Raw genomic sequence first — 23,645 nt, forward strand, 5'->3', positions numbered from 1 at the left:
AGAGGTCGACACATCTTTCTATCACTTTTATGATGAATGTCTCGCTGTTTTAGATGAAAAGCATACCATTATGTTAAATATTCAAGTGGTAGGAATTGGCTGAGCATTGGTAGAAGATGCAGTAGGGGTGCATAAGTTAAAAGATCGTTTGTTTTCGATCATTAGAGGATGTAGTGAAATGTATACAAAGTGAACTATCATAACAAGATAACTACCTATTTGAATCAATGGGTAGTTTATCAAAGTATAGATGGTTCATCGTGTAAAATTTACCATATGCAAGACAATCAAAGTCGAACATATGGCTTAAAAACATGGACTATTTCGTATGGCTAGAATAAGCACAGTAAAAACAGCCGTTAAAATCAGTTTCACTCGTCATTTTTTTGGCTTCATCCATGGCGCTTTCACTGTTCATGTGCAGACCAATCAACGTACGGCTTGCTGCATCACCTAAAAATGCGCAGTCTTCTGTATGTACAACATATTGTCCTTGTTCATTTTTTGAATGAATAAAATAATAGCTTTTTAGCATACCTCTCACCTCCAACCTGACTATATTACTATAAAACTTCCAATATTGTAAAGAATTTTTATTAAAAATATTGCATTTATACACATCCCTTTTATTTCATAAAAAGAAAAATTTGTTATAAGATAAGAAGAGCAAAGTCAATGAGAACAGAAAGGACGGTTTAGATTGAAAGATATTTTAACGCCTTTATTGGTCGCTTTTGTCGTTGGAGGCATTGTGTACGTGATAGATGATCAGCCGATTCATCCTTTTCTTCTTTTTCTCATCTTATTTATTAGCATTTATACAGTCGATAGAATCGTTCATTTTGCTTCAATTCATTTCGATGAGCAGAAAAAATAAGCGTCGTTTGTGTTACTGCCATGAAAAAAGGACTTTCTATAGAAGAAAGTCCTTTTTGCTTCATCTATTGTACTCCCTGACCTTTTAATTCACGCTGTACATCTAAGTCGGCAGCTTCTCTGCTGAACTTTGGCAGTGTAATGAAGTAAAAAAGGAAGACGAGTAAAATAATAATACCCATTCCGTAATAAATGTAAGAAACATTGGTGATGAGCTTTGGAAATAACACGGCAATTAAACCTAGCGTCATTGATTGTGCAAACATGGTAAGCGGATCAACCCACCCTGATACGCGTCCCATCAGACGAGGGTGAACAATTCTTGGGAGCCAGCCTCCAATGACAATGTTGACTGGACCAATACATGTACCAATGACAAATGATGTGACATAAAATAACCATAATGTATGGGTAGAACCAAGGACAAAAATTAAAATACCTGCAACTAGAATTGGAATCGACATGAGATATTGCATCTTTACCTTTTTCGCAAGAATAGAGCCAAGTAAGCTTCCAACTAGAAGTCCGGCACCGATTGCGATCGTAAAAAAGGATGTATGCAGTTCAAAATGGTCCGGTGAAAGACCGTATTTCATTGTAAACATCGGAAGAACGGCAAATGCGCCATTCACAAGACCAAAAACAAAAAAGCCAAAAATTAAAGAAGCCAATAATTTATTTTTTAAAATATAGAGAATGCCTTCTTTAAAATCTTTTAGAGACGTTTTAACGGTCATGCCTTTCCAGCCTGCTTGTCCATTAGGCTGTCGTGCTTCAATTGGAATATTGCATGATCGAATGAGAATACCGGAAATAATAAAGCTGACCAAATCAATGGTAATGGCACCGTGAAGTCCAATCGTTTTATACATAATAGCACCAATTCCAACACCAAATACCATAAACAAACTAAACAGCATCTGATTTAAACCAGCAGCTTTTGCATATTGATCTTTATTTAAAATGGCCTGAACGAGAGAGGCTTCAGCTGGATAGAAGAACTTCGTAATGGCACTTCGTATAAACAAGATCAAGAAAATAAGCGGCAGTGAATTAAAATAAATGACGATAAATAAAACGATCGTCAGCCCAGCTCGTATCCAATCACAATTCTCTGCGACTTTTTTACGATCAAAACGGTCTGCGACCACACCGACCATAAAAAAGACAAAGATCGTAGGCAGTGAATACATTAGCTCTGCTAAAGTGGCATAAGCGGGCTGATGACTAAAATGGTCGAGCAAATAAAAGGCAAACGCCATATTGCCTACTGTTGTCCCCATTTGCGAGGCAAGTGCTGCAAAAAAGAGACGAACAAAATTTCTGTTTTTAAAAATATCCATAAATACGCTCCTTAACCTGAAGATCCCACTTTCTATCATATAAAATTTTAACCATTCGTACAATTGATTTCTCCTACTGGCTAATGGTCACAGGTGTTCCATTTGGAACAATTGAAGCAAGTTCGATAACATTCTGATTATACATGCGAATGCACCCTCTAGACACAGCTTTACCAATTGAAGACGGGTTATTCGTTCCATGGATGCCGTAATGAACTTTTGAAAGGCTCAGCCAATAGGCGCCAAAGGGACCTCCTGGGTTTGGCTGTCTGTTGACAATATAATAAGAACCTGTCGGTGTCATGTTTAATATTCTGCCGGTTGCAATCGGGTATGAGCGCAAGAGCTGTGATCCAGAAAACAGCACGAGACGTTTCGCTGAAATTGACACAGATATGCGGTAAGGGATCGTGTTAGGATCCGGTAACCCAGGGATGATGATGACTTCATTTTGTTCTGGTTCGCGGGCTTGAAGTGACGGATTTGCAGCCTTTAAATCATCTGTCGTTGTTCGAAAATCAAGTGCTATAGAAGCAAGTGTTTCTCCACTTTTTACCGTGTATCGCAGCACGAAAGCACACTCCTTTTACTCAAATAAAAGAAGCCATGATCCCCGCCTCACATATACTATATGGACGGGATCAGGCCCAGTAAGGTTTCTCCTAACATTTGTCATGAGAAAGATCTTTGTTTATACATATGCAGGAAAAGGTGATTTGGCTTCTCTTTACACGTGAGATGTTAAGGTGAAAAAAGTGATTTCAGGTTTGGCTAAAAACCGAAGCGGCAGTCTAGTTGTCCCAAGCCCGCGGTTGACATAGATACGGTGCTGATAGCTACCGTATAAGCCTTCGACATATGTACGCCCAAAAGGTGCTGTGAGAATCGGTCCATAGAAAGGAAGCTGTATTTGACCGCCGTGCGTATGCCCAGAAAGCTGCAAGTTAATAGGTGTTGTTTCAAGTTCTAGTGCGGCATCAGGCTCATGCACAAGCAATAACGTAAAGAGATCAGAAGAGACTTCTCGTTTGATGAAATGGTAATCAGGCATACTCATCATGAGATCATCGAGTGTAGCGATCTGTATGCGTCCGCCTTCTTTTTCTAAGTGAAACACTTCATTTTTACATAATGTAAAACCGCAAGCTTTCATCGTTTCTTCATATACATCAATGCCAAAGGGTCCGTAGTCATGATTTCCGCATATGGCAAACTTTCCAAACGGAGCATCAAGCTTAGACAAAGAGGCTTTGGCTTTTTCATGTTCTTTAATCGATGATTCAAAATCAACAAGATCACCTGTAAACACAATGAGATCGGGAGATGCAGCGTTGATCTTTTGGACAACAGTCTCTAAATCTTTTGCCGGAAATGTATCACTTAAATGAACATCACTAAATTGCGCAATTTTAAACTGGTCAAAAGAAGCCGGTAGCTGAGCATCATGAATGGTGAGTGATACGGTGTCGATCATGCGCGGCTCAATGTACCGAGCATAGCCATAACCGGATGTGGTTGCCAAAAGCCCGAGAATACTCGCACCAGCTGCTCCTTTTAAAAACTGCCTACGGGAAAGTTGCTTCATATAAGACTCCTTTAAAAATAAAATTAAGTATAGCATGATTTTTGATGAATCTCCCATATGGTGTATGGAGGGGAAATCATGATATGATAGATGGATAATGAATGAATAGTCATTCAAAACACACAAAGGGGGAGAACAAATGGCGAAGCAAACAGTGATTGTCACAGGAGGATCAAGCGGAATGGGAAAGGCGATGGCGACTCATTTGGCACTCGGGGGCTGGAATGTTGTGATTACTGGAAGAACAGAAGAGACCCTTGAAACAACGGCAAATGAAATCAAACAGCAAGGTGGTTCGATCGCTTATTTTCCAATGGACGTGCGACATCCAGAAGATGCTGATCAAATGGTGAAGTTTGCGGTAGATACATTTGGTGATGTGGATGCACTTATTAATAACGCGGCAGGCAACTTTTTAGTTCCAGCAGAAAAACTGTCTCCTAACGGCTGGAAAGCGGTCATTGATATTGTGCTAAATGGCACCTTTTTTTGCAGCCATGCAGTGGGCAACTATTGGATTCGTCAAAAGAAAAGCGGAAGTATGATCAACATGGTCGCCACATATGCATGGGGGGCTGGTGTTGGTGTAGCGCATTCAGCAGCCGCAAAAGCAGGCGTACTATCACTTACCCGAACGCTTGCAGTCGAATGGGGAAAGCAATATCGGATTCGCGTAAATGCCATTGCGCCGGGGCCAATTGAAAGAACAGGTGGTGCAGATAAACTGTGGGAATCAGAAGAGGCTGCCCAAAGAACATTAGATAGTGTTCCGCTCGGTAGACTTGGCACACCAGAAGAAATTGCAGAACTTGCGAGTTTCTTATTATCTGAGCATGCATCTTATATTAATGGAGATTGTATCACGATGGATGGGGGGCAATGGCTCAACCAATCACCATTTTGAATGACCGTGTAAGACCTGCTTTTGATATGGTATAATCACACAAAGAGAGAAGCAGGTGATGAAAATGGTCGATCCATTGGATATTTTAACGAATATTGAAGATGTTTTCCCGCACTATCAAGCGATCTTCAGTGCGGAGGAACAAAAAGTGATAGGCTATGAGATTCTTGGAAGAATGAAGCTTGAGTCGGGAACAGTTAGTCTAGGCTCCTTCTTTACGGATTCATCTATTCCTGACGAATATAAATTGGAAGTAGATCACAAAGTATTAAGTCAAGCGCTTGATCTCTTCACGACCGCAGATGAAGATTTGCTCATCTTTATTAATCATGATGCGAATGTCCTCATGCTTGATCATGGCGAAAGTTTTTTAGAACTTTTAAAAGAATATGAAGCAAGGGGTATTCAGCTTAACCGGTTTGTCATTGAAATTACTGAACATACGTTTAGCGGCGACATTGAACAGCTTTACCATACGTTAACGTATTATCGTACATATGGGATCAAAATCGCCGTATCTAATATAGGAAAAGAAAGCAGCAATCTTGACCGGATTGCTCTGCTTTCACCTGATCTATTAAAAATAGATCTACAGGCTTTAAGGGCTTCGTCTCCATCTCCTTCCTATGAATATGTGTTATACAGCATTTCACTTCTTGCAAGAAAAATAGGAGCGGCTTTAATCTATGAAGACATTGAAGCGAATTTTCAGCTGCAATATGCATGGAGAAATGGCGGAAGATATTTTCAAGGCTTCTACCTTCACGAGCCTGCCGCACAATTAATTGACCGTAACAAACGAAAAGAGCAGCTTAAAGAAGAATTTCAACAATTCATTGCCCATGAGAAAAAGAAACTCCAAGCTGTCTATGAACATTCTGAAACCTTTTATAAGCGAATTCATCAAGCCGTCAGTACGTTAAAAAAATCATGCAGCACAAATGATGAACTTATACAAAAACTGGCACTTGAACTAACCGATTGCAGCTTTCGCATTTATATGTGTAATGAAGAAGGGTTTCAAATCACTGGAAATGTGTTTAAGAAAGAGAAAGAATGGCTGTTTCAGCCAGAGTATATAGAGAAAAACTGGAGCTGGCGCCCTTATTTTCTAGCAAATATTCTTCAAATGAGAATTAGCGGAAAAGGATTTTTCAGCGATATCTACAGTGATTTAGAAACTGGAGAACGAATACGTACGTTTTCTTATCCGTTAGAGGGAGACGTGTATTTGTTTGTAGATCTTCCGTATGCTTATCTATATGAGCAGGAAGGATTAATTTAAAAGCAGCCGTCAAGGCTGTTTTTTTTATTAGAAAAAAGATAGAAAAAATGGTTGACAATGAAACTGATAATCATTATCATTTAGTTATAGAGAGAATCTACTCTCTGTTCCCCAACCCCTCTATCAGATCAAGATCCAAAAAACTTGGCGCTACCCCCGCCAAGTTTTTTTTGTGCGCCAATCATTCCCTTCATGCATAGGACATCCCAATTCATCCATACACCTTAAATGATGATAGTTAGACAGTAGGAGGGAAAAGTCATGATCAAACGTGACAAGCGGCTGCTGATTGATTTACCAATGCCAGATCACCCAGATGCAAATGGTGCAGCGGCTGTGCAAGAATTACTCGGCGGAAAATTTGGTGAAATGTCCACATTAAACAACTACATGTTTCAATCGTTTAACTTTAGAGGGAAACGAAAGCTCAAACCATTTTATGATCTTGTATCAAGTATTACAGCTGAAGAATTCGGTCATGTAGAGCTTGTGACAACTGCAGTCAATCTCATGATTACGGGAACCACCCATGGGGGCGATCCAGATACGACCCCGATGAAAGCGGCTGTTGATAAACGAAATACGCAGCATTTTATCCAAACGGCACAAACAGGCTATCCGTTTGACTCCATGGCAAAGCCGTGGACGGGTGAGAATGTGTTCTCAAGTGGTAATCTGATTCTGGATCTTCTTCATAACTTCTTCCTAGAGTGCGGAGCTCGCACGCATAAAATGCGTGTATATGAAATGACGGATCACCCTACGGCAAGAGAAATGATCGGTTATTTACTTGTCAGAGGCGGCGTTCATGTTGTGGCGTATGCAAAAGCCCTTGAGGTAGCGACAGGGGTAGATGTTGGGAAGATGCTGCCAATTCCAAATCTCGACAATAAATACTTTGACTCTGCAAGAAAGTTTGAAGATCAGAATATTCATACAAAACTGTATACATTTAGTGATACGGATTATAAGGATATCAATCAAATTTGGAAAGGAAACCATCCGATTGATGGAAAGCCGCTGACAGTTATTGAGGGCACGCCAAAAGGTGCACCCGTGCCAGATTATAGAGATTTGCCGGAAGAGTTTGCTCCAGGTATTTCGAAAGAAGATTTTGACGAAATTGCGAAACGCCTGATGAGATCGGCCGGTTTATAAAAAACAAGATGCATGAGATAAGAAAAAAGACTCAAAATAAAAAAACAGATTCTTTTTCTTTTTTTGAATTCAAGAGGAAAAATATCATCTGAGAACACTTTATGGTATGATGCTTTGTAGGACTTGTGTATAATCAATACGGGTTCATCTTGAGTTGTTTTTTTGAAAGGAGTCTTTTTTTAGAATGTCACAATTAATGGGTATCATTACAAGGCTGCAAAGTCTTCAAGAGACAGCAGAAGCTGCAAACGAGCCGGCACAGCGTTATTTCGAAGTGAACGGTGAGAAAATCTGTAGTGTTAAGTATTTCGAAAAGAATCAAACGTTTGAATTGACTGTTTTTCAACAAGGGGATAAGCCAAACACTTTCCCATTTGACAACATTGATATGATTTCGATTGAGATTTTTGAGCTTCTACAATCCTAAGCTGAATCGTATGAAATGTTTTTTCTAAGAATTCCTTCGTTGATTGCGGAAGCATACACTTCATAAGTGATGAACAAATGGAAGATGATCATTCAGTGCAATATTCGGATAAGAGACCATTAAAAAGGAGTTCCTTTCTGTGAGTGATTCTTTTTTCTTTAATCTTTCTGAAGAGCATTTAGCGTTTTCTGATGTTGTCATGAGAATGAAAGACTTTATTCAGAAAGACCCGAGATCTGTTTATGTACTATCAATTGGTACGGACTCTCAGGTCAATCAGAATGTCACAAGATTTATGACTGCAATTCATCTTCACCGGATCGGCAAAGGAGCTTGGGGCTGTCTCACGCAGCAAGTGTTGAATCGGCCTGTACAAAGTCTTAGAGAAAAAATTTCATTAGAGACAGCGTTTAGCCAAAAGGTATGTGCAGACATCCTTGAGGGACCTTTAACAGAACTGATGGATTTGCTTCTTCCGTTTGCTGAGGAAGGGGCAGACCTTCGTTTTGAAGTCCATCTAGATATTGGCAAAAAAGGAAGTACAAAAGAGCTGATCCAGGAAATGACCGGAATGATCACAGCCATGGGAATTGAAGCAAAAATAAAACCCGACTCATACGCAGCATTTTGCTACGCCAATCGATACACAAAATAAATTCCGTCATTTTTCTCCAAACGTTGTCGAAACGTGCGGTTGACGATTCGATTCTAGTTCCTTATTCTAGCTGTATAGAGAGGAAGCAGACATTCAAACGCCTGCTAATCAATATAAAAGCATATATGAAACAGGGGGCCTGATGTTGAATGAGCGTCATCGAAAATCGTTTTAATGAAGAAGAGAAAAAGCTATTATTAAACGTATTACTGAATCAGGAATATGCTGTCGAATTACTAAGCAGTGAGATCAATGATATAGAATGTGGAACAAAAAATGTCGACGACAATACGTATAAGAAATTGATCACATTGTATGACAGAGTAAGGTTTGAGAATTAATATCGATTGAACATTCTATTAGATACTCTACGCTGAGTATCTTTTTTATGCAGAAAAAAAATCTTTCGACAAAATTCGTTTTAGTTTATGCTTAATGTTAAAGGGGAATGTATGATTGATGATTGAGAGAAAAGGGGTCGAAGAAACATGATAGAGATAGAACCGGCTCAATTACTTGAGTCAACAGTAGCTGAGCATATGATTGATGCAGATAAAGTGGCACACGTTCAAATTGGAAATAATCTTGAGCACGCCCTATTGGTCCTGACAAAAACAGGATATACAGCGATACCTGTTCTGGATGCTTCTTATCACCTTCATGGGTTAATTGGAACAAATATGATCATGGATAAAATCTTTGGCTTAGAACGAATTGAATTTGAAAAGCTCGACCAATTGAAGGTAGAAGAGGTCATGCTATCAGATATTCCAAGACTGAAAACGACGGATCCTGTTTTAAAAGGCGTTCACGCTGTGACGAATAATGGATTTGTTTGTGTGGAAAATGAAGAGCAAGTATTCGAAGGAATTTTCACTCGGCGTGTTGTATTAAAGCGCTTAAATGAAGTCATTCATTCCGCAAAAAAATGAGCTGTAGCCCAGCTTATTTTTTTTGCCTTCATAAGCTATTATTTATATAATGACTATATAAAATAAGAAAAACTTATCAAGAGAAGGAGGGCGTTCATGCAGCTTCAAGAGTTACATATGCTTGTTGTACTTAGTGAGGAATTGAATATGAGAAAGGCTTCAGAGCGGCTCTTTGTCTCTCAGCCTGCCTTATCTCAAAGGCTGCAAACGATTGAAAAAGAGTGGGGAACCAAAATCTTTTTTCGTTCACAAAAAGGCTTGACAGTCACTTCAGCTGGCGAACAGATTATTCAATTCGCCAAAGAGGTCACGACTGAGCAGGATCGAGTGCGAGAGAGAATTGACGAGCTTGAAGGAGAAATTCACGGTACACTCAAGCTTGCCGTTGCGTCCATTATTGGTCAGCACTGGCTGCCAAAGGTGCTGAAGCGGTATGTCGAGAAATACCCAAATGCCAAAGTATCTCTTGTGACAGGCTGGAGCAGTGAGATGCTTAAAAGTCTGTATGAAGACCATGTCCATATTGGCATCATTCGCGGGAATCCTGATTGGAAGGGCACAAAGGAATACTTAATGACCGATCATTTATATTTAGTCGATTCTGTCATCAAGGACGTGGATGAGTTAATTGAGACAGAACGCCCGTTTATTCAATTTAAAAGTGATAGCACCTATTATCAAGAAATTCAGCACTGGTGGCATCAAAAGTTTAAAGTGTCGCCAAAACAGACGATTCTTGTGGACCAGATTGAGACATGTAAACAAATGGCCTATCACGGTATCGGCTACGCCATTTTGCCTTCGGTCACCTTATATGATCATGAGAAAAGCGTACACAAAACCCCGCTCGTAGACGCAAATGGAGAGCAAATCGGACGTGACACGTGGCTGTTAGGATATGAAGCCTCTTTTCAGTTAAAACAAGTTCAAGCATTTGTTGGTGTGGTGAAAGAAATGCTTGAAAGTGAGGCAGTGTAAGTACTTCTAGAAGAGGAGGTGCTTTTTTAGGATAAGTGGTTTGATTAGGTTTCTAATAGATTTATCTACTGAAAAAGCAGAAAGCTGGAAGAAATGATGAGAAATCAACAAAAAAAGAAGATGGATATACCGAAGTGGGGAACTTATTTACGCGAGAGATGGCGTGGACGTTTTGCAAGTCATCTTTCTTTAGAAGAACAAAAAGAGATAGGGATGGATGGCTTCCTATGGCACTTATGCAGCTGGGAAAAAGTTGAATGCCTTGAAAAAGAGGCAGCGATAAACGCCTTTCATCAGCAATCAAAGCATACATGTACTATTTTTTATCAATTTACTCAAGAAGCGTATCTGTTTGAAAACGCCGATGACCTGTCAGTGAAGGAACTGCCGTATACAGACGGACACATGGACTATAGCGATCTGTATGTCATGGATTGGGAAGAAAATTGGACATTTGTGATGACGCACGAATCCGATTGCGGTCCATATTTTATTCAGAAATAAAAAAACGAGTGACATAGGGTCACGATCAATTATAGCCGCCTTCCAATTGGAATGAGCGGTTTTTTGATGTACGTCATGTTTATTTTGAACAGCACCTTTTCATAAAACATTTGACAATGAAAATCATTATCATTTAAAGTGTACATATAATAATTGAAAATGATTATCATTTAGATGAGGTGACCAATAGATGAAAGCACTAATTGCATTTGCGAGTATGTCTGGCAATACGGAAGACATGGCAGCGATCTTAAAACAAACGCTTGAAGGAAAAGGGATAGAGACAGAGATGATGGAATTTGACGACACAAGTGCAGAAGATCTTTCTTCATACGATTATGTCATGATCGGCTCTTATACATGGGGGGACGGTGATTTACCTTATGAAGCTGAAGATTTTTATGAAGAGGTCTCAGCACTTGAACTTAGTCACATCAAAGCGGCGGTATTTGGATCAGGCGATTACAGTTATCCGAAGTTTTGCGAGGCTGTTCATACCTTTCATGACATGCTGAAATCGACAGGTGCATCCGTATTTCCTGAAACATTGAAAATGGAACTTGCGCCAGATACAGATGAAGATGTGGCGTGCTGTGAGGAGTTTGCAACAAGCTTTTTAACGTGGGCATCATTGTCTGAGAAAAGAGTTGAAAATCATGTTTCATAAAGGTGCGACAGCTGTTGCTGCGTCTAAAAGTGGCGGCTACTTTGTTGCTGTCAAACGAGAAGGTATTTTTCATTACAGTGTGGAAGGCGGATGGCAGCAGCTTTTTAAGCTCAAGCATAAAATCCACGCTATCAGTTATATTGGTCCGTATTTGTTCGGAGTTGGTGAAAATGGAACTGTCATACGATCAGGAGATGAGGGCCACACATGGGCGCTATCATCTTTTCCAACAAATGCAGTTGTTTGGTCTATTACAGGACGCAAAGATGGGTTTGTATGCGCACATGGAAAGCATAGTATTTATGTGTCAACCGATTTCGGAATTTCCTGGGAAATTATGAAGCCGTTTGCTCATGTGAATCAGCCCCCTGTGATTCGTTCATTATGTGTAGCCGGTGATTATCTTTATATTGGAACGCAGATTCATGAGGTGCATGGAGGAATATGGGTGTATGACTTGCAAAGTGAACAGATTTTTCTCCTAAACAGAGAAGAGCACCGAATGACTGCTTCTATGCTGCTTTGCAGGGAACACCTCCTTGTCTGTGCGTTGGGCTCTAAAAAAGGGAAAAGAGGGTCTGTTCAAATTTTAGACTTACATACAAATATGCTGCATGATATTCAATCACAAGCTTTTGCGCGAGAGGAATCATTTTTGGATGTGTCAGAGGATAACGGCATTGTGTACGTGACCACCTCACAGGATGAGCATGGATTTTCTAAGGTGTATCAGCTTGATATAGAGCAAAAAGAGCTCAAGTGGTTTGATACGATCAAAGGGCACGGTTTTCGTGTCGCCAATCAAAAGGAGAATTTTTTTTGTGCGGGTTTATATGAAAGTAAGTTTGTCAGGCCTTATGAGGAACCTGCACTGATTCATTAATAAGGAGGAAGAAAAAGTGACGAAAAAAGTTTTATTGGTGTATGCCACAATGTCAGGAAATACAGAAGCAATGGCTGATTTAATCGAAAAAGGATTAAAGGAAGCTGGGGCTAGCGTGGACCGGCATGAAGCGATGGATATTGATGCTGAACTTCTTCATGATTACTCGCACATTCTGTTAGGTGCATATACTTGGGGAGATGGTGATCTTCCAGATGATTTTATTGATCTATATGAGGAAATGGAAGAGCTTGATTTGACGGGTAAAGCATTTGCTGTATTCGGTTCTGGAGATACATCTTATGAACATTTTTGCGGAGCTGTGGATTTAATTGAAGAAAAAGTGAAGGAGCTGGGCGGTGATATCGTCCTACCATCCATCAAAATTGAGCTGAATCCAGAAGGAAACGAGGAAGAGGAATTGATTTCTTTTGGTAGACAATTTGTTCATCTTCACCAGCAAGAAGCGGGATAAAGAGGCCCGCTTGTTTTATTTGCCAAGGCGCAAGTAATTCTTTCACTTGTCATTAAAACTCTCCTTTGGTACAGTAATGAAGTATAAATTAAGAGGAGGACATACATACATGAAACAAATGGACGCTAATGAAATTATTTCATTTATTCAAAATAGTACAAAATCAACACCTGTTAAAGTCTACATTAAAGGGGACTTAGAAGGTATTGAATTTGGTGAACATGCAAAAACATTTATCACAGGTAATACTGGTGTTGTCTTCGGTGAGTGGAGCGAAATTCAAGAAGCTCTAGCATCAAACAAAGACAAAATTGAAGATGTTGTCGTGGAAAATGACCGTCGTAACTCTGCGATTCCTATGTTGGATTTGAAAAACATCAAAGCACGTATTGAGCCAGGTGCAATTATTCGTGATCAAGTGGAAATTGGCGATAATGCAGTCATCATGATGGGTGCATCTATTAATATCGGTTCAGTCATCGGTGAAGGTACGATGATTGATATGAACGTTGTTCTTGGCGGCCGTGCGACAGTAGGTAAGAACTGTCATATCGGTGCGGGATCTGTTCTTGCAGGTGTTATTGAGCCGCCTTCTGCTAAGCCAGTTGTAGTAGAAGATGATGTTGTCATCGGTGCAAACGCTGTTGTTTTAGAAGGTGTGACAATTGGAAAAGGTGCAGTTGTAGCAGCTGGAGCGATCGTTGTGAACGATGTCGAGCCTTACACGGTTGTAGCAGGTACACCTGCAAAGAAAATCAAAGACATTGATGAAAAAACAAAAGGTAAAACTGAAATCAAACAAGAACTGCGTCAGCTTTAATTGACACAATTCGCAGCTGAAGACATAGACGTGGATGATATATCCACGTCTTATTCGTATAGAGGAAAGGAAGCGAGTTCACTTGTTAAATCGTGAGCAATTAATATCCATTCGAAGAGATTTGCACCAAATTCCTGAGCTTGGTTTTAAGGAATTTAAAACACAAGCTTACCTCATCAAGCATCTCGAATCGTACCCAACAGATCGAATCGAGATGGAAACATGGCGGACTGGACTTTTTGTGAAAGTAAAAGGGACAAATCCTACGCGCGTCTTTGCGTATCGTGCAGATATGGACGGATTATCTATCCCTGAAGAAACGGGCTACCCATTTCAATCGGTACATGAGGGCCACATGCATGCATGTGGACATGATCTTCATATGACCATTGCTCTTGGTATCATTGATCATTTCGTGCATCAGCCAATCAAAGAAGATCTGCTATTTATTTTCCAACCGGCAGAAGAAGGGCCAGGCGGAGCTGAACCAATGCTTACAAGTGATGTTCTAAAAAAGTGGACGCCAGACTTTATTACAGCGCTGCATATTGCACCTGAATATCCAGTCGGCACGATTGCAACAAAGCCGGGCCTATTATTTGCTAATACGAGTGAGCTTGTGATCGATCTTGAAGGAAAAGGCGGGCATGCCGCATACCCTCATTTAGCAAATGATATGGTGGTGGCTGCAAGTGCACTAGTAGGGCAGCTGCAATCGGTGATTTCACGTAATGTGGACCCTCTTGATAGTGCCGTCATTACAGTTGGCACGATTACAGGTGGCACTGCTCAAAATATCATTGCGCAGCACGCAAAGCTGGATGGAACCATTCGCACGCTCTCGCCAGAGTCTATGGAAAAGGTGAGAAAACGAATTGAAGCACTGGCAAAGGGAATTGAAATTGGCTACGAATGCAAGGCGACAGTTCGATACCCTTCAGCTTATTACGAAGTGGACAATTCAAAGGATTTGACAGAGGAATTTATGTCATATGTAGCCGAAGAAGGGCTTGCGAATGTCATTGAATGCAGAGAAGCGATGACAGGAGAAGATTTCGGCTACATGCTGAAAAAATACCCTGGGTTCATGTTTTGGTTAGGGGTAGATTCAGAATATGGACTGCACCATGCCAAGCTGACTCCTGACGAAAATGCGATTGAAACAGCTGTGAACGTCATGACGGCTTATTTTAAAAAGCAAGCAGGTGAATGAATAATCAAATGACCTCCTGTACACCTTATGTACAGGAGGTGTTCTTGATTATGACAAGAATTGGTGTAGAACAATCTTTATCCGATGTAGAAGAGCTTTTGAAGCAAAAAGGGTATGATGTCGTACGTATTCAAAATGAACAGCAAATGGATCAGTGTGACTGCTATGTGGTTACAGGGTTAGATTCAAATGTTCTTGGCATTTCAGACACAACGACAAAGGCATCTGTCATTACAGCGTCAGGTATGACGGCTGATGAAATTTGTCAAGAAGTAGAACAGCGTGTTCAATAAAACAAACAAAAGAACCAGGATTTTATGATCCTGGTTCTTTTTGCTCTTTTTCTAGATCAAGTGCTTCTTTCATTTTTTTGCGCAGAATTCGTTCGACACGCCACTGCTCCATCGTTTCAGTTTTTGCAATGATACGAAGGACGAGGGATGAGGAGCCAAATGATTCCACTCCAACGACTTGAGGACCTTCGATGATTTGCGGCATGCTCTCACGAACTTCATCACAGGCTGCTTGCAAAGTGGTGATCATCTGATCCACATTTTCATCTGGGGATAATTCGATATCAACGAGTGCCTGCATCGTCCCTCGTGAATGATTGCTTACATTAAGTATACTTCGGTTTGGAATGAAATGAAGAGTGCCATCAAAGCTTCTAAGCTGTGTTGTTCTCAGTCCAATTTGTTCAACGATCCCATCGAAACCAGCAACCGTTATATACTCGCCGACATCAAATTGTTTTTCCAGCAGTATGAAGAAGCCTGTCACAATATCACTCACTAATCCCTGAGCGCCAAATCCAATGGCAAGTCCTACAACACCTGCCCCAGCCAGCAAGGCGGTTGGGTTATAATGAAATAAGTCGAGGATCATCACAACTAGAATAAAAATCAGCAAGTAGGCGAAAATATTTAAGGTAAGACTTTGCAGCGTTTGAGCTCGTGATAAAGAGACATCATGCTTTTCAGAGAATGCTGAATAGGCACGCTTAATCATCTTATTTCCAATCGCTCTGATGATAAAATAAATCACAAAAATAGCAATGAGTTTTAGCAAAATCATACTGATATTCATGATGATGGAAACCCAATCTACTTGTTCAAGTGCTTTCATGATCTTCAAAACCTTTCTATGTATGTGCGAAATGAGAAGCTAATCATTTGTTCCCTTATGCAAGTCATGTTAAACTTTTAATAGTTGGAGCGAGAGATTGTGACAAATCGTTAATTAAATTTATTATTAATTAATATTGACTAAAAATCGCTTAAGTATTATAATTATATTTGTGAAGTTATTAACTAAATGAGAATTTAACCTATTGATTCTCATTTTATATACAGCTAAGAAGTCTGTATAAAGATATTATTTTTGGAGGGATTTACATATGGCAGAGCGTTTTGTAGGAAAACAAGCTCCACGTTTTGAAATGGAAGCAGTACTTGCTAATAAGGAATTTGGTAAAGTGAGTTTAGAGGAAAACATCAAAAATGACAAATGGACAGTTCTTTTCTTCTATCCAATGGATTTCACTTTTGTTTGTCCAACTGAAATTACAGCAATGAGCGATCGTTATGATGAGTTTGAAGATTTAGATGCAGAAATCATTGGTGTATCTACTGATACAATCCATACGCATCTTGCTTGGATCAACACAGATCGTAAAGACAATGGTCTTGGAGAATTAAAATATCCACTAGCTGCTGACACAAACCACACAGTATCTAGAGAATACGGTGTTTTAATTGAAGAAGAAGGAATTGCACTTCGTGGTCTATTCATCATTAACCCAGAAGGCGAACTTCAATATCAAACAGTATTCCACAACAATATCGGTCGTGATGTAGATGAGACACTACGTGTTCTTCAAGCATTACAAACTGGTGGACTTTGCCCAGCGAACTGGAAGCCTGGTCAAAAAACACTTTAATTGATAGTTGAAGAAACAGTCTAACTGATGTTAGACCTTCAGATTGTTGACAAAGGGCTAAAATGTTGTTTATTTTAGCCCTTTGTCTTCTTTTCAGCGTGATAGAAAACCTTTGCAGCCCTAGGAAGGACGAGTACTGGCGCGAAGCGAATGTGACATTCGTGAGCACCAGCACGCAGGACTGACAAAGAATGCGAGGGTTTGTCTACATGCTGGGGTCTAACTGATGTTAGACCTTTTTGTTTCGAGACATACAATGGATGGAGGCGCTTAAAAATGAAATTACGTCAACCAATGCCAGAACTAACTGGTGCAAAAGAATGGTTAAATGGAGAAGTAACAAGAGAAGAATTAATTGGTGATAAACCAACATTGATCCACTTCTGGTCAGTTAGCTGTCACCTTTGTAAAGAGGCGATGCCGCAAGTGAACCAATTCCGTGATGAATACAAGGATCAACTAAACGTGATCGCAGTTCACATGCCACGTTCAGAGGATGACCTAGATCTAGAAAAAATCAAAGAGGTTGCAAATGAGCATGAAATCACACAGCCAATCTTTGTAGACAGCGACCATAAATTAACAGAAGCATTTGAGAACGAATATGTACCAGCTTACTATGTATTCGATAAAACAGGTGCTTTACGCCACTTCCAAGCTGGCGGAAGCGGTATGAAAATGCTTGAAAAACGTGTCAATCGAGTTCTTTCTGAGTCTGAAAAGGCTGCAGAATAGGCTTTCCCCCCCATGAATGGGGGTTTTTTCATGGGGAAAAATAGGAGGCATATTGCACTGGATGAATATGATTGTAGGTGGAATGCCTAAGAAAAGAGAAAATGAGGGATTTCATTAAAAAAATTTCCTGAAACAAAAAGGTATTATGACCTATTTACATTTTTATTTTGAAATGAAAATGTAAAGATTTTAACTTTTTACTATTCAGAACGTTTTTGCACAAAAGAAATTTCAGTTTGGTAAATAACTATATAAATCAAGTAGTATAAGCGTTTATTCAAAATTTTTACAATATTTTAAAGGTGGTCAAAAGCCTATAGTGGCAATGAAATGGGTGCCGATTTTTCTTCTTTGGCAAAATTTTAGTTGGAAATACCTATCTGATAGCAAACTGTAAAATGATAAAAAAATAGTTGATAAAATTAGTTTTCTAATCTAATATTTACTATAGAATATTTTTTATATGATGAGGGGGAAATCCATTGTTTAATGAGAGGGAAGCGTTACGTTTACGATTGGAACAATTAAATGAAGCAGAAGTAAAGGTCATCCGTGAATATCAAATTGAACGAGATGCGATTTACGCAAAACTAAGAGAATTAGACCGTCAAGGTACAGGTCTCGTCACAGATACAAAAAAAGAAGTGCGTACAGAGAGAAAAACGGATTCGTTGCCTGTATTAGCTGAGCTGGCTGCACAAGAAATGAGAAGCTACAATCAGCCTGCGCAAACGCAGTCAAACGTTACATCATCTTTAGGAACAGGTCAGCTAAATGGTGCACCTGTAGGTATTCCTGAAGGATCTACAAGACGCAGAAGAGGCACAGCTAGACCTGGATCAAAGGCAGCTAAGCTTCGTGAAGCTGCAATCAAAACATTAAAGCGTCATAATGCGGCGATTAAAAGCTCTGAACTTCAAAAAGAGATTGAAAAAGAGAGCGGTCTTGAAATTCCAAATATGACAACGTTTATGCAAAGCTTAATTAAAATGTACCCAGAAGTGAAGAAACCTTATCGCGGACAGTATATTTTAGAAGGCGACATTCAAACAGAAGACGAATAAATAAAAAAGAAACTGCTGGGCGTAAATGCCAGCAGTTTTTTCTTGCGTACGTGATGAACGGATCACTTTTTTTGATCAACTGTATAGACAATCTTTCGTTCTTTGGGCATGTTGTCGCGCTGTTTTTTAAATCCATCGATCTTCACTGTCATGACCTCTCCACTCCGCTGCACCGCATCAACTTTTGCCTGGAGCGTTTCTACTTGTTCGTTTAGTTTCTTCAAAATCGGTCCTATTTCTTCGGTTGTTTGCAAAATAGGGTCTTGTGAGAACGGCTCGGCATTTGTTTGGGCTGACTGGTCGATATCAGCAAAATGAGAAGCGATCCATTCCTCGCTTTCGGCTAACTGTTTTTGGTAGCTCGTGAGCGTTTCATAAAAAATGGCTTCTTTTGCTTTTTCGATTTGCAGTAATTTTTCTTGTGTTTCATAAAAACGCTCCTGTAGATGCCGCACGCCTTCTTGTAATAAAAGAAGCTCTGCGTTTTTATCGCCTAGAGTTTGCTGCAGTTTTTCAATCACAGCGGATAAAGTATTTCCTTTTTTCTCCTCTTTTGCAAGCTGTTTATCTTGGTCTAGTAATCGCTCCTGTAGTTGCTGAGACATTTCCTTATATTTTACAACCTTCAAATGCAATCGGTGCTTTTCCTCTGTTTCTTTTCGTCTATGATAGGTTTCCTTTTGCAGCATTTCATGAAGAAGGACGATTTTATGTAATAATTCCGATTTGCTATAAGAGAGATCCTGTATTTTAGATGATGCTTCGTCCTGGTCAATGGTCATTTCATCCAATTGTTGTTTTAATTGAGTGAAATCCTTTTTCATCTCATGATATTCTTGAGATAGCTTCTTGTTTTTAGCATAAGTATATGTGGACTGAAAATCTGAAATTATCTGTTGATATTTGGCCGTTTCAGCTTTTAAAAATAGATTTTCTTGAGACAGATCATGGAATAGGGGAGAAGCATGGCGCCGGTTCATAGGTAGACCCTCCTTATTCATGTTATCAATAAAGTATGCGAAATGAGTGCGATTAGAACAACCATATCAAAGGGGATGAGATGATGAGAATAGTGAATGTGATACTAGCCGGAGGTGCTTCTAGGCGTTTTGGAGGGCCAAAGGCAAGTCATGTCTATCAGGGGAAACCACTATATGAACATGTGAAAGAGCAACTTTTGAAAGGGGAAACCATCATCATCAGTCACCCGAAGCTTCTGCCTTTTTTCAAAGCAAGAGGGGAACAAGCTGTTTGGTTAGATGATGAACAGGTGCGTGGGTATGGCCCGCTTGCAGGCATATATACCGCTATGCAAAAGCAAGAAGCAGAGTGGTATTTAGTGACGGCATGTGATATGCCATTCATACGAAAAGAGACAGCCGTCGCTTTATCTTCTTATTGCCATGAGCATGTAGATGCTGTGGTCCCGATGGTGCAGGAAAGATTACAGCCGTTATTTGCGCTTTATCACCGCCGCAGTCTTCCGTTTATTTCTGCGTGCTTAAAAGAGAATCAATTAGCTATTAAAGACTTATTACAAAAACTTCACGTCCAGGTTGTTCCAGCCGACGAACTGAACGTGGCACCAAATGAATTTCACAATATCAATAAAAGAAGCGATTTACCTGAAAACGGTATGATATGATACATAAAAACGAGGAGGAGAGAACAATATTGAACGAGCGATATTCAAGGCAAATCTTGTTCACTCCGGTAGGGGAAAAAGGGCAGTCTGCGCTTGCCGAAAGTCATGTCCTTATTGTTGGAGCTGGTGCACTTGGAACAGCGTCTGCTGAAGGGCTTGTCCGTTCAGGAATTGGTACTTTGACGATTGTAGATCGTGATTATGTCGAATTCTCAAATTTACAGCGGCAGCAGCTGTACACTGAACACGATGCAAAGATGCATGTGCCAAAAGCGGCAGCGGCTAAAAAACGTCTCCAAGAGATCAACCATGAAGTGACCATACACGCTCTTATTGAAGATGCAGGAGTAGAGCTGTTAAGACCTTTATTCCGAAAAGCAAATATCGTCATTGATGCGACTGATAATTTTGAGACAAGAATGGTGATGAATGATTTATCCTTAGAAACAAATACGCCCTGGATTTACGGTGCCTGTGTGAGCAGTCAGGGAATGTATATGACCATTTTGCCGGGCAAAACACCTTGCTTATCATGTGTGTTTACCTCAATGCCTGTTGGGGGTTTGACATGTGATACAGCTGGTATTATTTCTCCTGCTGTCCAAATGGTGTCGGCTTATCAGCAAACAGAGGCATTAAAATATTTAACAGGGCATGAAGAGCAAATGGAGCGAAAGTTTGTCACGTTTGATTTGTGGCAGTCGTCTTCGTTTAAAATGGATGTATCTCGTACGAAGCAGGAGAGCTGTCCTTCTTGCGGCACAAATAGAACGTATCCATATTTACAGGAACAGCGCAAAAAAACAGCGGTTCTTTGTGGACGTGACACCGTTCAAATCATATCGAAGGATTTAGAAAACCTTTCATTTCAGCATGTAAAAGAGCGTCTGTCCTCTATTTGTGAGGTGAAAGTGAACGATTTTTTAATTCATATACGCTATGAAAGACACCGTATCGTTTGTTTTAAAGGAGGACGTGTATTAATCCATGGGACAAATGATGAAAAAGTAGCCAATTCATTACTAGCAAGACTGCTAGGCATATAGGAGTGAGAAGTGATGGAAAGACGACAGCCAATTCCAGTAGAAGAGGCAGTAAAGAAAGTCCACCAATTTCAAAAACATGGACAAGTCGAATGGGTTCCTTTAAAGAACAGCCTTGGAAGATGGCTTGCAGAGGATATTTTAGCAGATCACGATGTTCCTGCCTTTGATCGTTCTCCGTATGATGGTTTTGCACTTCGAGCAGAAGATACAAAGGATGCATCGAGCGAGCATCCGGTTGAATTTGAGGTCATTGATCATATAGGGGCAGGTATTGTTTCTGCAAAAACGATCGGCCCTTTTCAAGCGATTCGCATCATGACAGGAGCGAAGATTCCAAAAGGAGCAAATGTTGTGATCATGCTCGAATTGACGAAAACGTTTGAAAAAGACGGCAAATCAATGATGTCACTTAAAAGATCTCTGAAAAAGGGAGACAATATTTCTCGGCAAGGAGAAGAGACCCTCAAAGGGAACGTCATGATCAAAAAAGGCTCAAAAGTAACCCCAGGCGTGACGGCGATATTGGCAACGTTCGGGTATGCGGTTGTGCCGGTCGTCAAAAAACCGGTCATCGGTATCATCTCAACAGGTACCGAGCTCCTACAAGTAAGTGATGCCATGGTGGACGGTAAAATTAGAAATAGTAACCTAAGTATGGTGTACGCTCAGGTTCTTGAAGCTGGAGGAGAACCGCTTGATTTAGGCGGTGTATCCGATGATTTTGATCAAAGCTATGAAGCAGTAAAAGCAGCCTTAAGCAAAGTTGATATGCTCATCACAACAGGTGGTGTATCGGTAGGTGATTTTGACTTTTTACCTGCTATTTATGAAAAACTTGGTGCAGATGTGTTGTTTAATAAAGTGGCCATGAGACCTGGAAGTGTGACGACCGTTGCTGCGTTGCCAAATGGTCAATTGCTTTATGGGCTGTCAGGAAATCCGGCTGCCTGTTTTGTTGGCTTTGAACTATTTGTCAAACCGATCATTTATAAATGGTGTTTGAAAGAAAATCCATTTCCCGTTTTTGCTGAGGCGAAGCTGACACATGATTTTCCAAAAGCCAATCCGTTCACACGATTTGTTAGAGCATCACTTGATTTCGCTGGCAGCCAGCTAAGTGTGACGCCAACAGGTCTTGATAAATCTAGTGCGGTGACATCTATTGCTCATGCTGATTGTTTCATTGTATTGCCCGGAGGAACAAGAGGGTTTAGTGCAGGTGACCAGGTCAGCGTTCTGCTATTTCACCACGAAGGCGGTGCTCCATGTTGGATGACAAATTAAACATTCTACAAGTCGTGGGCTATCAAAATAGTGGTAAAACGACGCTGATCGAAAAATTATGTCAGCTGGCGGATGAAGAAGAAATGCAGCTAGGCTGCTTCAAACATCACGGACATGGCGGAAAGCCAGACCGTCTGTTCAAACAAAAAGATACGGATCGATATGTTCAAGCGGGTGCATTTGCCGCAGGTGTGGAGGGAGAAGGTGAATGTCACTTTTTCATACGGCACATGACATTCGCGCAACTACTCAACATGTGTCAGCATCTTCCTTTAGATGCCGTCTTGATCGAAGGATACAAACAGGCGCCTTACCGCAAAATCCTGTGTGTCAAAGACGAACAGGAACTCATTGATCTTTCAACACTTTCTCATATACAAGCAGCCATTTATTTCAATAAAGAAATACAATTCACTGAGAAATACCCGTTTCCTGTGTTTTCAGCATTTGACAAGCGCGGGATCACATTTGCGTTTAATTTATTGAAGGGGGAAGCCTCGTATGAATGAACTTTTTAACATCACAAAAGAGCCAATTGATGTGAATGAATTGATTCAGCATGTCACAAGACGCAAAGCGGGAGCCATTACGACATTCATAGGAACGGTAAGAGAATGGACAAATGGCAAAAAAACGCTGCGTTTAACATATGAAGCATACATACCAATGGCGGAAAATATGTTGAGTCAAATTGGACAAGAAATTAAAAAACGCTGGCCTGATACAGAAGCTGCTATTGTGCATCGTATTGGCACTCTTGAGATATGTGACATTGCAGTGGCAATAGCTGTTTCATCACCTCATCGGAAAGCTGCATACGAAGCCAATGAATATGCGATTGAACGAATAAAGGAAATCGTTCCTATTTGGAAAAAGGAATACTGGGAAGATGGAGAGGCTTGGATAGGTGATCAACTTGAAACCGTTTCATACCCGGAAGGAAAACCTAGTACTCTCCAACTTAACGAGAAAGAAGGGAAGCGGCATGATTAGCGTATTATTGTTCGCCGGCCTTGCTGAGAAGGCCGGTAAACAACAAATCATCATTCAAAAAGATCAAACAACGGTTGATGAGATTAAAATAGAATTACAGGAGGTATATGGTGTTGATACTGCACAAAACGTGATGGTTGCAGTCAACGAAATATATACGAAGGGAAATGCTGAAGTGCGTAGCGGGGACACTGTTGCACTCATTCCTCCTGTAAGTGGTGGATAATAGATATT

General features: G+C 40.3%; 31 protein-coding genes. 25 read left to right on the forward strand and 6 right to left on the reverse strand.

What is annotated here, in order from left to right:
- Window positions 1-319 precede the first annotated feature (319 nt).
- On the reverse strand, window positions 320-535 hold the full coding sequence (locus tag NSQ70_RS06790) for a hypothetical protein (protein WP_058337408.1): 216 nt from the start codon (window positions 533-535) through the stop codon (window positions 320-322).
- 165 nt (window positions 536-700) lie between these two features.
- Here NSQ70_RS06790 and NSQ70_RS06795 point away from each other — a divergent pair, with 165 nt between their 5' ends.
- Window positions 701-877: a hypothetical protein gene (locus NSQ70_RS06795; protein ID WP_173407972.1), complete on the forward strand. Its 177-nt coding sequence runs from the start codon at window positions 701-703 to the stop codon at window positions 875-877.
- 64 nt (window positions 878-941) lie between these two features.
- On the opposite strand, the gene NSQ70_RS06800 is transcribed toward NSQ70_RS06795, so the two are convergent.
- The 3 genes from NSQ70_RS06800 to NSQ70_RS06810 form a co-directional block, all read right to left on the reverse strand.
- Complete coding sequence (locus NSQ70_RS06800) at window positions 942-2,219, reverse strand: MFS transporter (protein ID WP_008348012.1); 1,278 nt, start codon at window positions 2,217-2,219, stop codon at window positions 942-944.
- Between the two features lie 73 nt (window positions 2,220-2,292).
- On the reverse strand, window positions 2,293-2,790 hold the full coding sequence (locus NSQ70_RS06805; RefSeq protein ID WP_024719572.1) for a L,D-transpeptidase family protein: 498 nt from the start codon (window positions 2,788-2,790) through the stop codon (window positions 2,293-2,295).
- Window positions 2,791-2,946: 156 nt separating this feature from the next.
- Entirely contained in the window at window positions 2,947-3,804 is an 858-nt protein-coding gene (locus NSQ70_RS06810) for a metallophosphoesterase (protein ID WP_277519245.1), read from the reverse strand.
- A 139-nt stretch (window positions 3,805-3,943) separates the two neighbouring features.
- Here NSQ70_RS06810 and fadH point away from each other — a divergent pair, with 139 nt between their 5' ends.
- The 15 genes from fadH to NSQ70_RS06885 all read left to right on the forward strand — a co-directional run bounded on the left by fadH (window position 3,944) and on the right by NSQ70_RS06885 (window position 14,998).
- A complete protein-coding gene (gene fadH, locus NSQ70_RS06815; protein ID WP_144678867.1) occupies window positions 3,944-4,708 on the forward strand; it encodes a 2,4-dienoyl-CoA reductase in 765 nt (254 codons plus the stop codon).
- A 64-nt stretch (window positions 4,709-4,772) separates the two neighbouring features.
- Window positions 4,773-5,993, forward strand: a complete 1,221-nt coding sequence (locus NSQ70_RS06820; protein WP_024719569.1) for an EAL-associated domain-containing protein — start codon at window positions 4,773-4,775, stop codon at window positions 5,991-5,993.
- Between the two features lie 261 nt (window positions 5,994-6,254).
- Window positions 6,255-7,151 carry a manganese catalase family protein gene (locus tag NSQ70_RS06825; protein WP_019743902.1) on the forward strand — a complete coding sequence of 299 codons (897 nt, stop codon included), beginning with the start codon at window positions 6,255-6,257 and terminating at the stop codon, window positions 7,149-7,151.
- A gap of 184 nt (window positions 7,152-7,335) precedes the next feature.
- Window positions 7,336-7,578, forward strand: coding sequence for a DUF1797 family protein (locus NSQ70_RS06830; RefSeq protein WP_003212254.1), 243 nt, complete (start codon window positions 7,336-7,338; stop codon window positions 7,576-7,578).
- 139 nt (window positions 7,579-7,717) lie between these two features.
- Window positions 7,718-8,233: a ribonuclease H-like YkuK family protein gene (locus NSQ70_RS06835; protein WP_024719568.1), complete on the forward strand. Its 516-nt coding sequence runs from the start codon at window positions 7,718-7,720 to the stop codon at window positions 8,231-8,233.
- 149 nt (window positions 8,234-8,382) lie between these two features.
- Window positions 8,383-8,574 carry an antirepressor AbbA gene (gene abbA, locus NSQ70_RS06840; protein WP_008347999.1) on the forward strand — a complete coding sequence of 64 codons (192 nt, stop codon included), beginning with the start codon at window positions 8,383-8,385 and terminating at the stop codon, window positions 8,572-8,574.
- A gap of 147 nt (window positions 8,575-8,721) precedes the next feature.
- Window positions 8,722-9,165 carry a cyclic-di-AMP-binding protein CbpB gene (gene cbpB / locus NSQ70_RS06845; protein ID WP_007498671.1) on the forward strand — a complete coding sequence of 148 codons (444 nt, stop codon included), beginning with the start codon at window positions 8,722-8,724 and terminating at the stop codon, window positions 9,163-9,165.
- Between the two features lie 96 nt (window positions 9,166-9,261).
- A complete protein-coding gene (locus NSQ70_RS06850) occupies window positions 9,262-10,143 on the forward strand; it encodes a LysR family transcriptional regulator (protein WP_039168691.1) in 882 nt (293 codons plus the stop codon).
- Between the two features lie 96 nt (window positions 10,144-10,239).
- A complete protein-coding gene (locus NSQ70_RS06855) occupies window positions 10,240-10,647 on the forward strand; it encodes a DUF4275 family protein (protein WP_178897118.1) in 408 nt (135 codons plus the stop codon).
- Between the two features lie 190 nt (window positions 10,648-10,837).
- On the forward strand, window positions 10,838-11,314 hold the full coding sequence (locus tag NSQ70_RS06860; protein WP_008347992.1) for a flavodoxin: 477 nt from the start codon (window positions 10,838-10,840) through the stop codon (window positions 11,312-11,314).
- Window positions 11,304-12,197 (forward strand): hypothetical protein, encoded by an 894-nt coding sequence (locus NSQ70_RS06865; RefSeq protein ID WP_045034210.1) that lies wholly within the window; start codon window positions 11,304-11,306, stop codon window positions 12,195-12,197. The genes NSQ70_RS06860 and NSQ70_RS06865 overlap by 11 nt, the downstream gene beginning before the upstream one ends.
- Window positions 12,198-12,213: 16 nt before the next feature.
- A complete protein-coding gene (locus NSQ70_RS06870; protein WP_008347989.1) occupies window positions 12,214-12,672 on the forward strand; it encodes a flavodoxin in 459 nt (152 codons plus the stop codon).
- 109 nt (window positions 12,673-12,781) lie between these two features.
- Entirely contained in the window at window positions 12,782-13,492 is a 711-nt protein-coding gene (dapD, locus tag NSQ70_RS06875; RefSeq protein ID WP_008347987.1) for a 2,3,4,5-tetrahydropyridine-2,6-dicarboxylate N-acetyltransferase, read from the forward strand.
- A gap of 34 nt (window positions 13,493-13,526) precedes the next feature.
- Complete coding sequence (locus NSQ70_RS06880; RefSeq protein WP_052472187.1) at window positions 13,527-14,705, forward strand: N-acetyldiaminopimelate deacetylase; 1,179 nt, start codon at window positions 13,527-13,529, stop codon at window positions 14,703-14,705.
- A 50-nt stretch (window positions 14,706-14,755) separates the two neighbouring features.
- Window positions 14,756-14,998 (forward strand): YkuS family protein, encoded by a 243-nt coding sequence (locus tag NSQ70_RS06885; protein WP_024424725.1) that lies wholly within the window; start codon window positions 14,756-14,758, stop codon window positions 14,996-14,998.
- 22 nt (window positions 14,999-15,020) lie between these two features.
- On the opposite strand, the gene NSQ70_RS06890 is transcribed toward NSQ70_RS06885, so the two are convergent.
- Window positions 15,021-15,830 (reverse strand): mechanosensitive ion channel family protein, encoded by an 810-nt coding sequence (locus NSQ70_RS06890; protein ID WP_096881345.1) that lies wholly within the window; start codon window positions 15,828-15,830, stop codon window positions 15,021-15,023.
- A gap of 271 nt (window positions 15,831-16,101) precedes the next feature.
- Here NSQ70_RS06890 and ahpA point away from each other — a divergent pair, with 271 nt between their 5' ends.
- The 3 genes from ahpA to NSQ70_RS06905 all read left to right on the forward strand — a co-directional run bounded on the left by ahpA (window position 16,102) and on the right by NSQ70_RS06905 (window position 18,443).
- Complete coding sequence (ahpA, locus tag NSQ70_RS06895) at window positions 16,102-16,644, forward strand: biofilm-specific peroxidase AhpA (RefSeq protein WP_007498654.1); 543 nt, start codon at window positions 16,102-16,104, stop codon at window positions 16,642-16,644.
- 276 nt (window positions 16,645-16,920) lie between these two features.
- Window positions 16,921-17,379 (forward strand): TlpA disulfide reductase family protein, encoded by a 459-nt coding sequence (locus NSQ70_RS06900; protein ID WP_008345174.1) that lies wholly within the window; start codon window positions 16,921-16,923, stop codon window positions 17,377-17,379.
- 482 nt (window positions 17,380-17,861) lie between these two features.
- A complete protein-coding gene (locus tag NSQ70_RS06905; RefSeq protein WP_007498648.1) occupies window positions 17,862-18,443 on the forward strand; it encodes a hypothetical protein in 582 nt (193 codons plus the stop codon).
- Between the two features lie 62 nt (window positions 18,444-18,505).
- On the opposite strand, the gene NSQ70_RS06910 is transcribed toward NSQ70_RS06905, so the two are convergent.
- A complete protein-coding gene (locus NSQ70_RS06910) occupies window positions 18,506-19,423 on the reverse strand; it encodes a sigmaE regulated sporulation protein (RefSeq protein WP_342502519.1) in 918 nt (305 codons plus the stop codon).
- An 83-nt stretch (window positions 19,424-19,506) separates the two neighbouring features.
- Between NSQ70_RS06910 and NSQ70_RS06915 the strand changes: the two genes are divergently transcribed.
- Genes NSQ70_RS06915 through moaD form a run of 6 tightly spaced genes read left to right on the forward strand, consistent with a single transcriptional unit; the run spans window position 19,507 to window position 23,637 of the window.
- Window positions 19,507-20,088, forward strand: a complete 582-nt coding sequence (locus NSQ70_RS06915) for a molybdenum cofactor guanylyltransferase (RefSeq protein WP_243825204.1) — start codon at window positions 19,507-19,509, stop codon at window positions 20,086-20,088.
- Between the two features lie 29 nt (window positions 20,089-20,117).
- Entirely contained in the window at window positions 20,118-21,134 is a 1,017-nt protein-coding gene (locus NSQ70_RS06920) for a thiazole biosynthesis adenylyltransferase ThiF (protein ID WP_326111656.1), read from the forward strand.
- A 9-nt stretch (window positions 21,135-21,143) separates the two neighbouring features.
- On the forward strand, window positions 21,144-22,418 hold the full coding sequence (gene glp, locus NSQ70_RS06925; RefSeq protein ID WP_207801570.1) for a gephyrin-like molybdotransferase Glp: 1,275 nt from the start codon (window positions 21,144-21,146) through the stop codon (window positions 22,416-22,418).
- A complete protein-coding gene (gene mobB / locus NSQ70_RS06930) occupies window positions 22,400-22,927 on the forward strand; it encodes a molybdopterin-guanine dinucleotide biosynthesis protein B (RefSeq protein WP_024719560.1) in 528 nt (175 codons plus the stop codon). The genes glp and mobB overlap by 19 nt, the downstream gene beginning before the upstream one ends.
- Window positions 22,920-23,411, forward strand: coding sequence for a molybdenum cofactor biosynthesis protein MoaE (locus tag NSQ70_RS06935; RefSeq protein ID WP_041092418.1), 492 nt, complete (start codon window positions 22,920-22,922; stop codon window positions 23,409-23,411). Before mobB ends, NSQ70_RS06935 begins: the two co-directional genes overlap by 8 nt.
- Window positions 23,404-23,637 carry a molybdopterin converting factor subunit 1 gene (gene moaD / locus NSQ70_RS06940; protein ID WP_342502520.1) on the forward strand — a complete coding sequence of 78 codons (234 nt, stop codon included), beginning with the start codon at window positions 23,404-23,406 and terminating at the stop codon, window positions 23,635-23,637. Before NSQ70_RS06935 ends, moaD begins: the two co-directional genes overlap by 8 nt.
- Window positions 23,638-23,645: the final 8 nt, after the last annotated feature.

This window comes from Bacillus sp. FSL R5-0397 (assembly GCF_038593395.1).
GTDB classification, from domain to species: domain Bacteria; phylum Bacillota; class Bacilli; order Bacillales; family Bacillaceae; genus Bacillus; species Bacillus altitudinis.

What these genes read in the sequence shown, in the direction of transcription:
- mobB (WP_024719560.1), top strand. Translation starts at nt 22,400, where the DNA reads ATGTTGGATGACAAATTAAACATTCTACAAGTCGTGGGCTATCAAAAT.
- NSQ70_RS06890 (WP_096881345.1), bottom strand. Translation starts at nt 15,830, where the DNA reads ATGAAAGCACTTGAACAAGTAGATTGGGTTTCCATCATCATGAATATC.
- NSQ70_RS06830 (WP_003212254.1), top strand. Translation starts at nt 7,336, where the DNA reads ATGTCACAATTAATGGGTATCATTACAAGGCTGCAAAGTCTTCAAGAG.
- NSQ70_RS06855 (WP_178897118.1), top strand. Translation starts at nt 10,240, where the DNA reads ATGAGAAATCAACAAAAAAAGAAGATGGATATACCGAAGTGGGGAACT.
- NSQ70_RS06880 (WP_052472187.1), top strand. Translation starts at nt 13,527, where the DNA reads ATGATATATCCACGTCTTATTCGTATAGAGGAAAGGAAGCGAGTTCAC.
- NSQ70_RS06935 (WP_041092418.1), top strand. Translation starts at nt 22,920, where the DNA reads ATGAATGAACTTTTTAACATCACAAAAGAGCCAATTGATGTGAATGAA.
- moaD (WP_342502520.1), top strand. Translation starts at nt 23,404, where the DNA reads ATGATTAGCGTATTATTGTTCGCCGGCCTTGCTGAGAAGGCCGGTAAA.
- fadH (WP_144678867.1), top strand. Translation starts at nt 3,944, where the DNA reads ATGGCGAAGCAAACAGTGATTGTCACAGGAGGATCAAGCGGAATGGGA.
- abbA (WP_008347999.1), top strand. Translation starts at nt 8,383, where the DNA reads ATGAGCGTCATCGAAAATCGTTTTAATGAAGAAGAGAAAAAGCTATTA.
- NSQ70_RS06825 (WP_019743902.1), top strand. Translation starts at nt 6,255, where the DNA reads ATGATCAAACGTGACAAGCGGCTGCTGATTGATTTACCAATGCCAGAT.
- dapD (WP_008347987.1), top strand. Translation starts at nt 12,782, where the DNA reads ATGAAACAAATGGACGCTAATGAAATTATTTCATTTATTCAAAATAGT.
- NSQ70_RS06810 (WP_277519245.1), bottom strand. Translation starts at nt 3,804, where the DNA reads ATGAAGCAACTTTCCCGTAGGCAGTTTTTAAAAGGAGCAGCTGGTGCG.
- NSQ70_RS06915 (WP_243825204.1), top strand. Translation starts at nt 19,507, where the DNA reads ATGAGAATAGTGAATGTGATACTAGCCGGAGGTGCTTCTAGGCGTTTT.
- NSQ70_RS06800 (WP_008348012.1), bottom strand. Translation starts at nt 2,219, where the DNA reads ATGGATATTTTTAAAAACAGAAATTTTGTTCGTCTCTTTTTTGCAGCA.
- NSQ70_RS06820 (WP_024719569.1), top strand. Translation starts at nt 4,773, where the DNA reads ATGGTCGATCCATTGGATATTTTAACGAATATTGAAGATGTTTTCCCG.
- NSQ70_RS06865 (WP_045034210.1), top strand. Translation starts at nt 11,304, where the DNA reads ATGTTTCATAAAGGTGCGACAGCTGTTGCTGCGTCTAAAAGTGGCGGC.
- NSQ70_RS06885 (WP_024424725.1), top strand. Translation starts at nt 14,756, where the DNA reads ATGACAAGAATTGGTGTAGAACAATCTTTATCCGATGTAGAAGAGCTT.
- NSQ70_RS06860 (WP_008347992.1), top strand. Translation starts at nt 10,838, where the DNA reads ATGAAAGCACTAATTGCATTTGCGAGTATGTCTGGCAATACGGAAGAC.
- NSQ70_RS06850 (WP_039168691.1), top strand. Translation starts at nt 9,262, where the DNA reads ATGCAGCTTCAAGAGTTACATATGCTTGTTGTACTTAGTGAGGAATTG.
- ahpA (WP_007498654.1), top strand. Translation starts at nt 16,102, where the DNA reads ATGGCAGAGCGTTTTGTAGGAAAACAAGCTCCACGTTTTGAAATGGAA.
- NSQ70_RS06900 (WP_008345174.1), top strand. Translation starts at nt 16,921, where the DNA reads ATGAAATTACGTCAACCAATGCCAGAACTAACTGGTGCAAAAGAATGG.
- NSQ70_RS06790 (WP_058337408.1), bottom strand. Translation starts at nt 535, where the DNA reads ATGCTAAAAAGCTATTATTTTATTCATTCAAAAAATGAACAAGGACAA.
- NSQ70_RS06910 (WP_342502519.1), bottom strand. Translation starts at nt 19,423, where the DNA reads ATGAACCGGCGCCATGCTTCTCCCCTATTCCATGATCTGTCTCAAGAA.
- cbpB (WP_007498671.1), top strand. Translation starts at nt 8,722, where the DNA reads ATGATAGAGATAGAACCGGCTCAATTACTTGAGTCAACAGTAGCTGAG.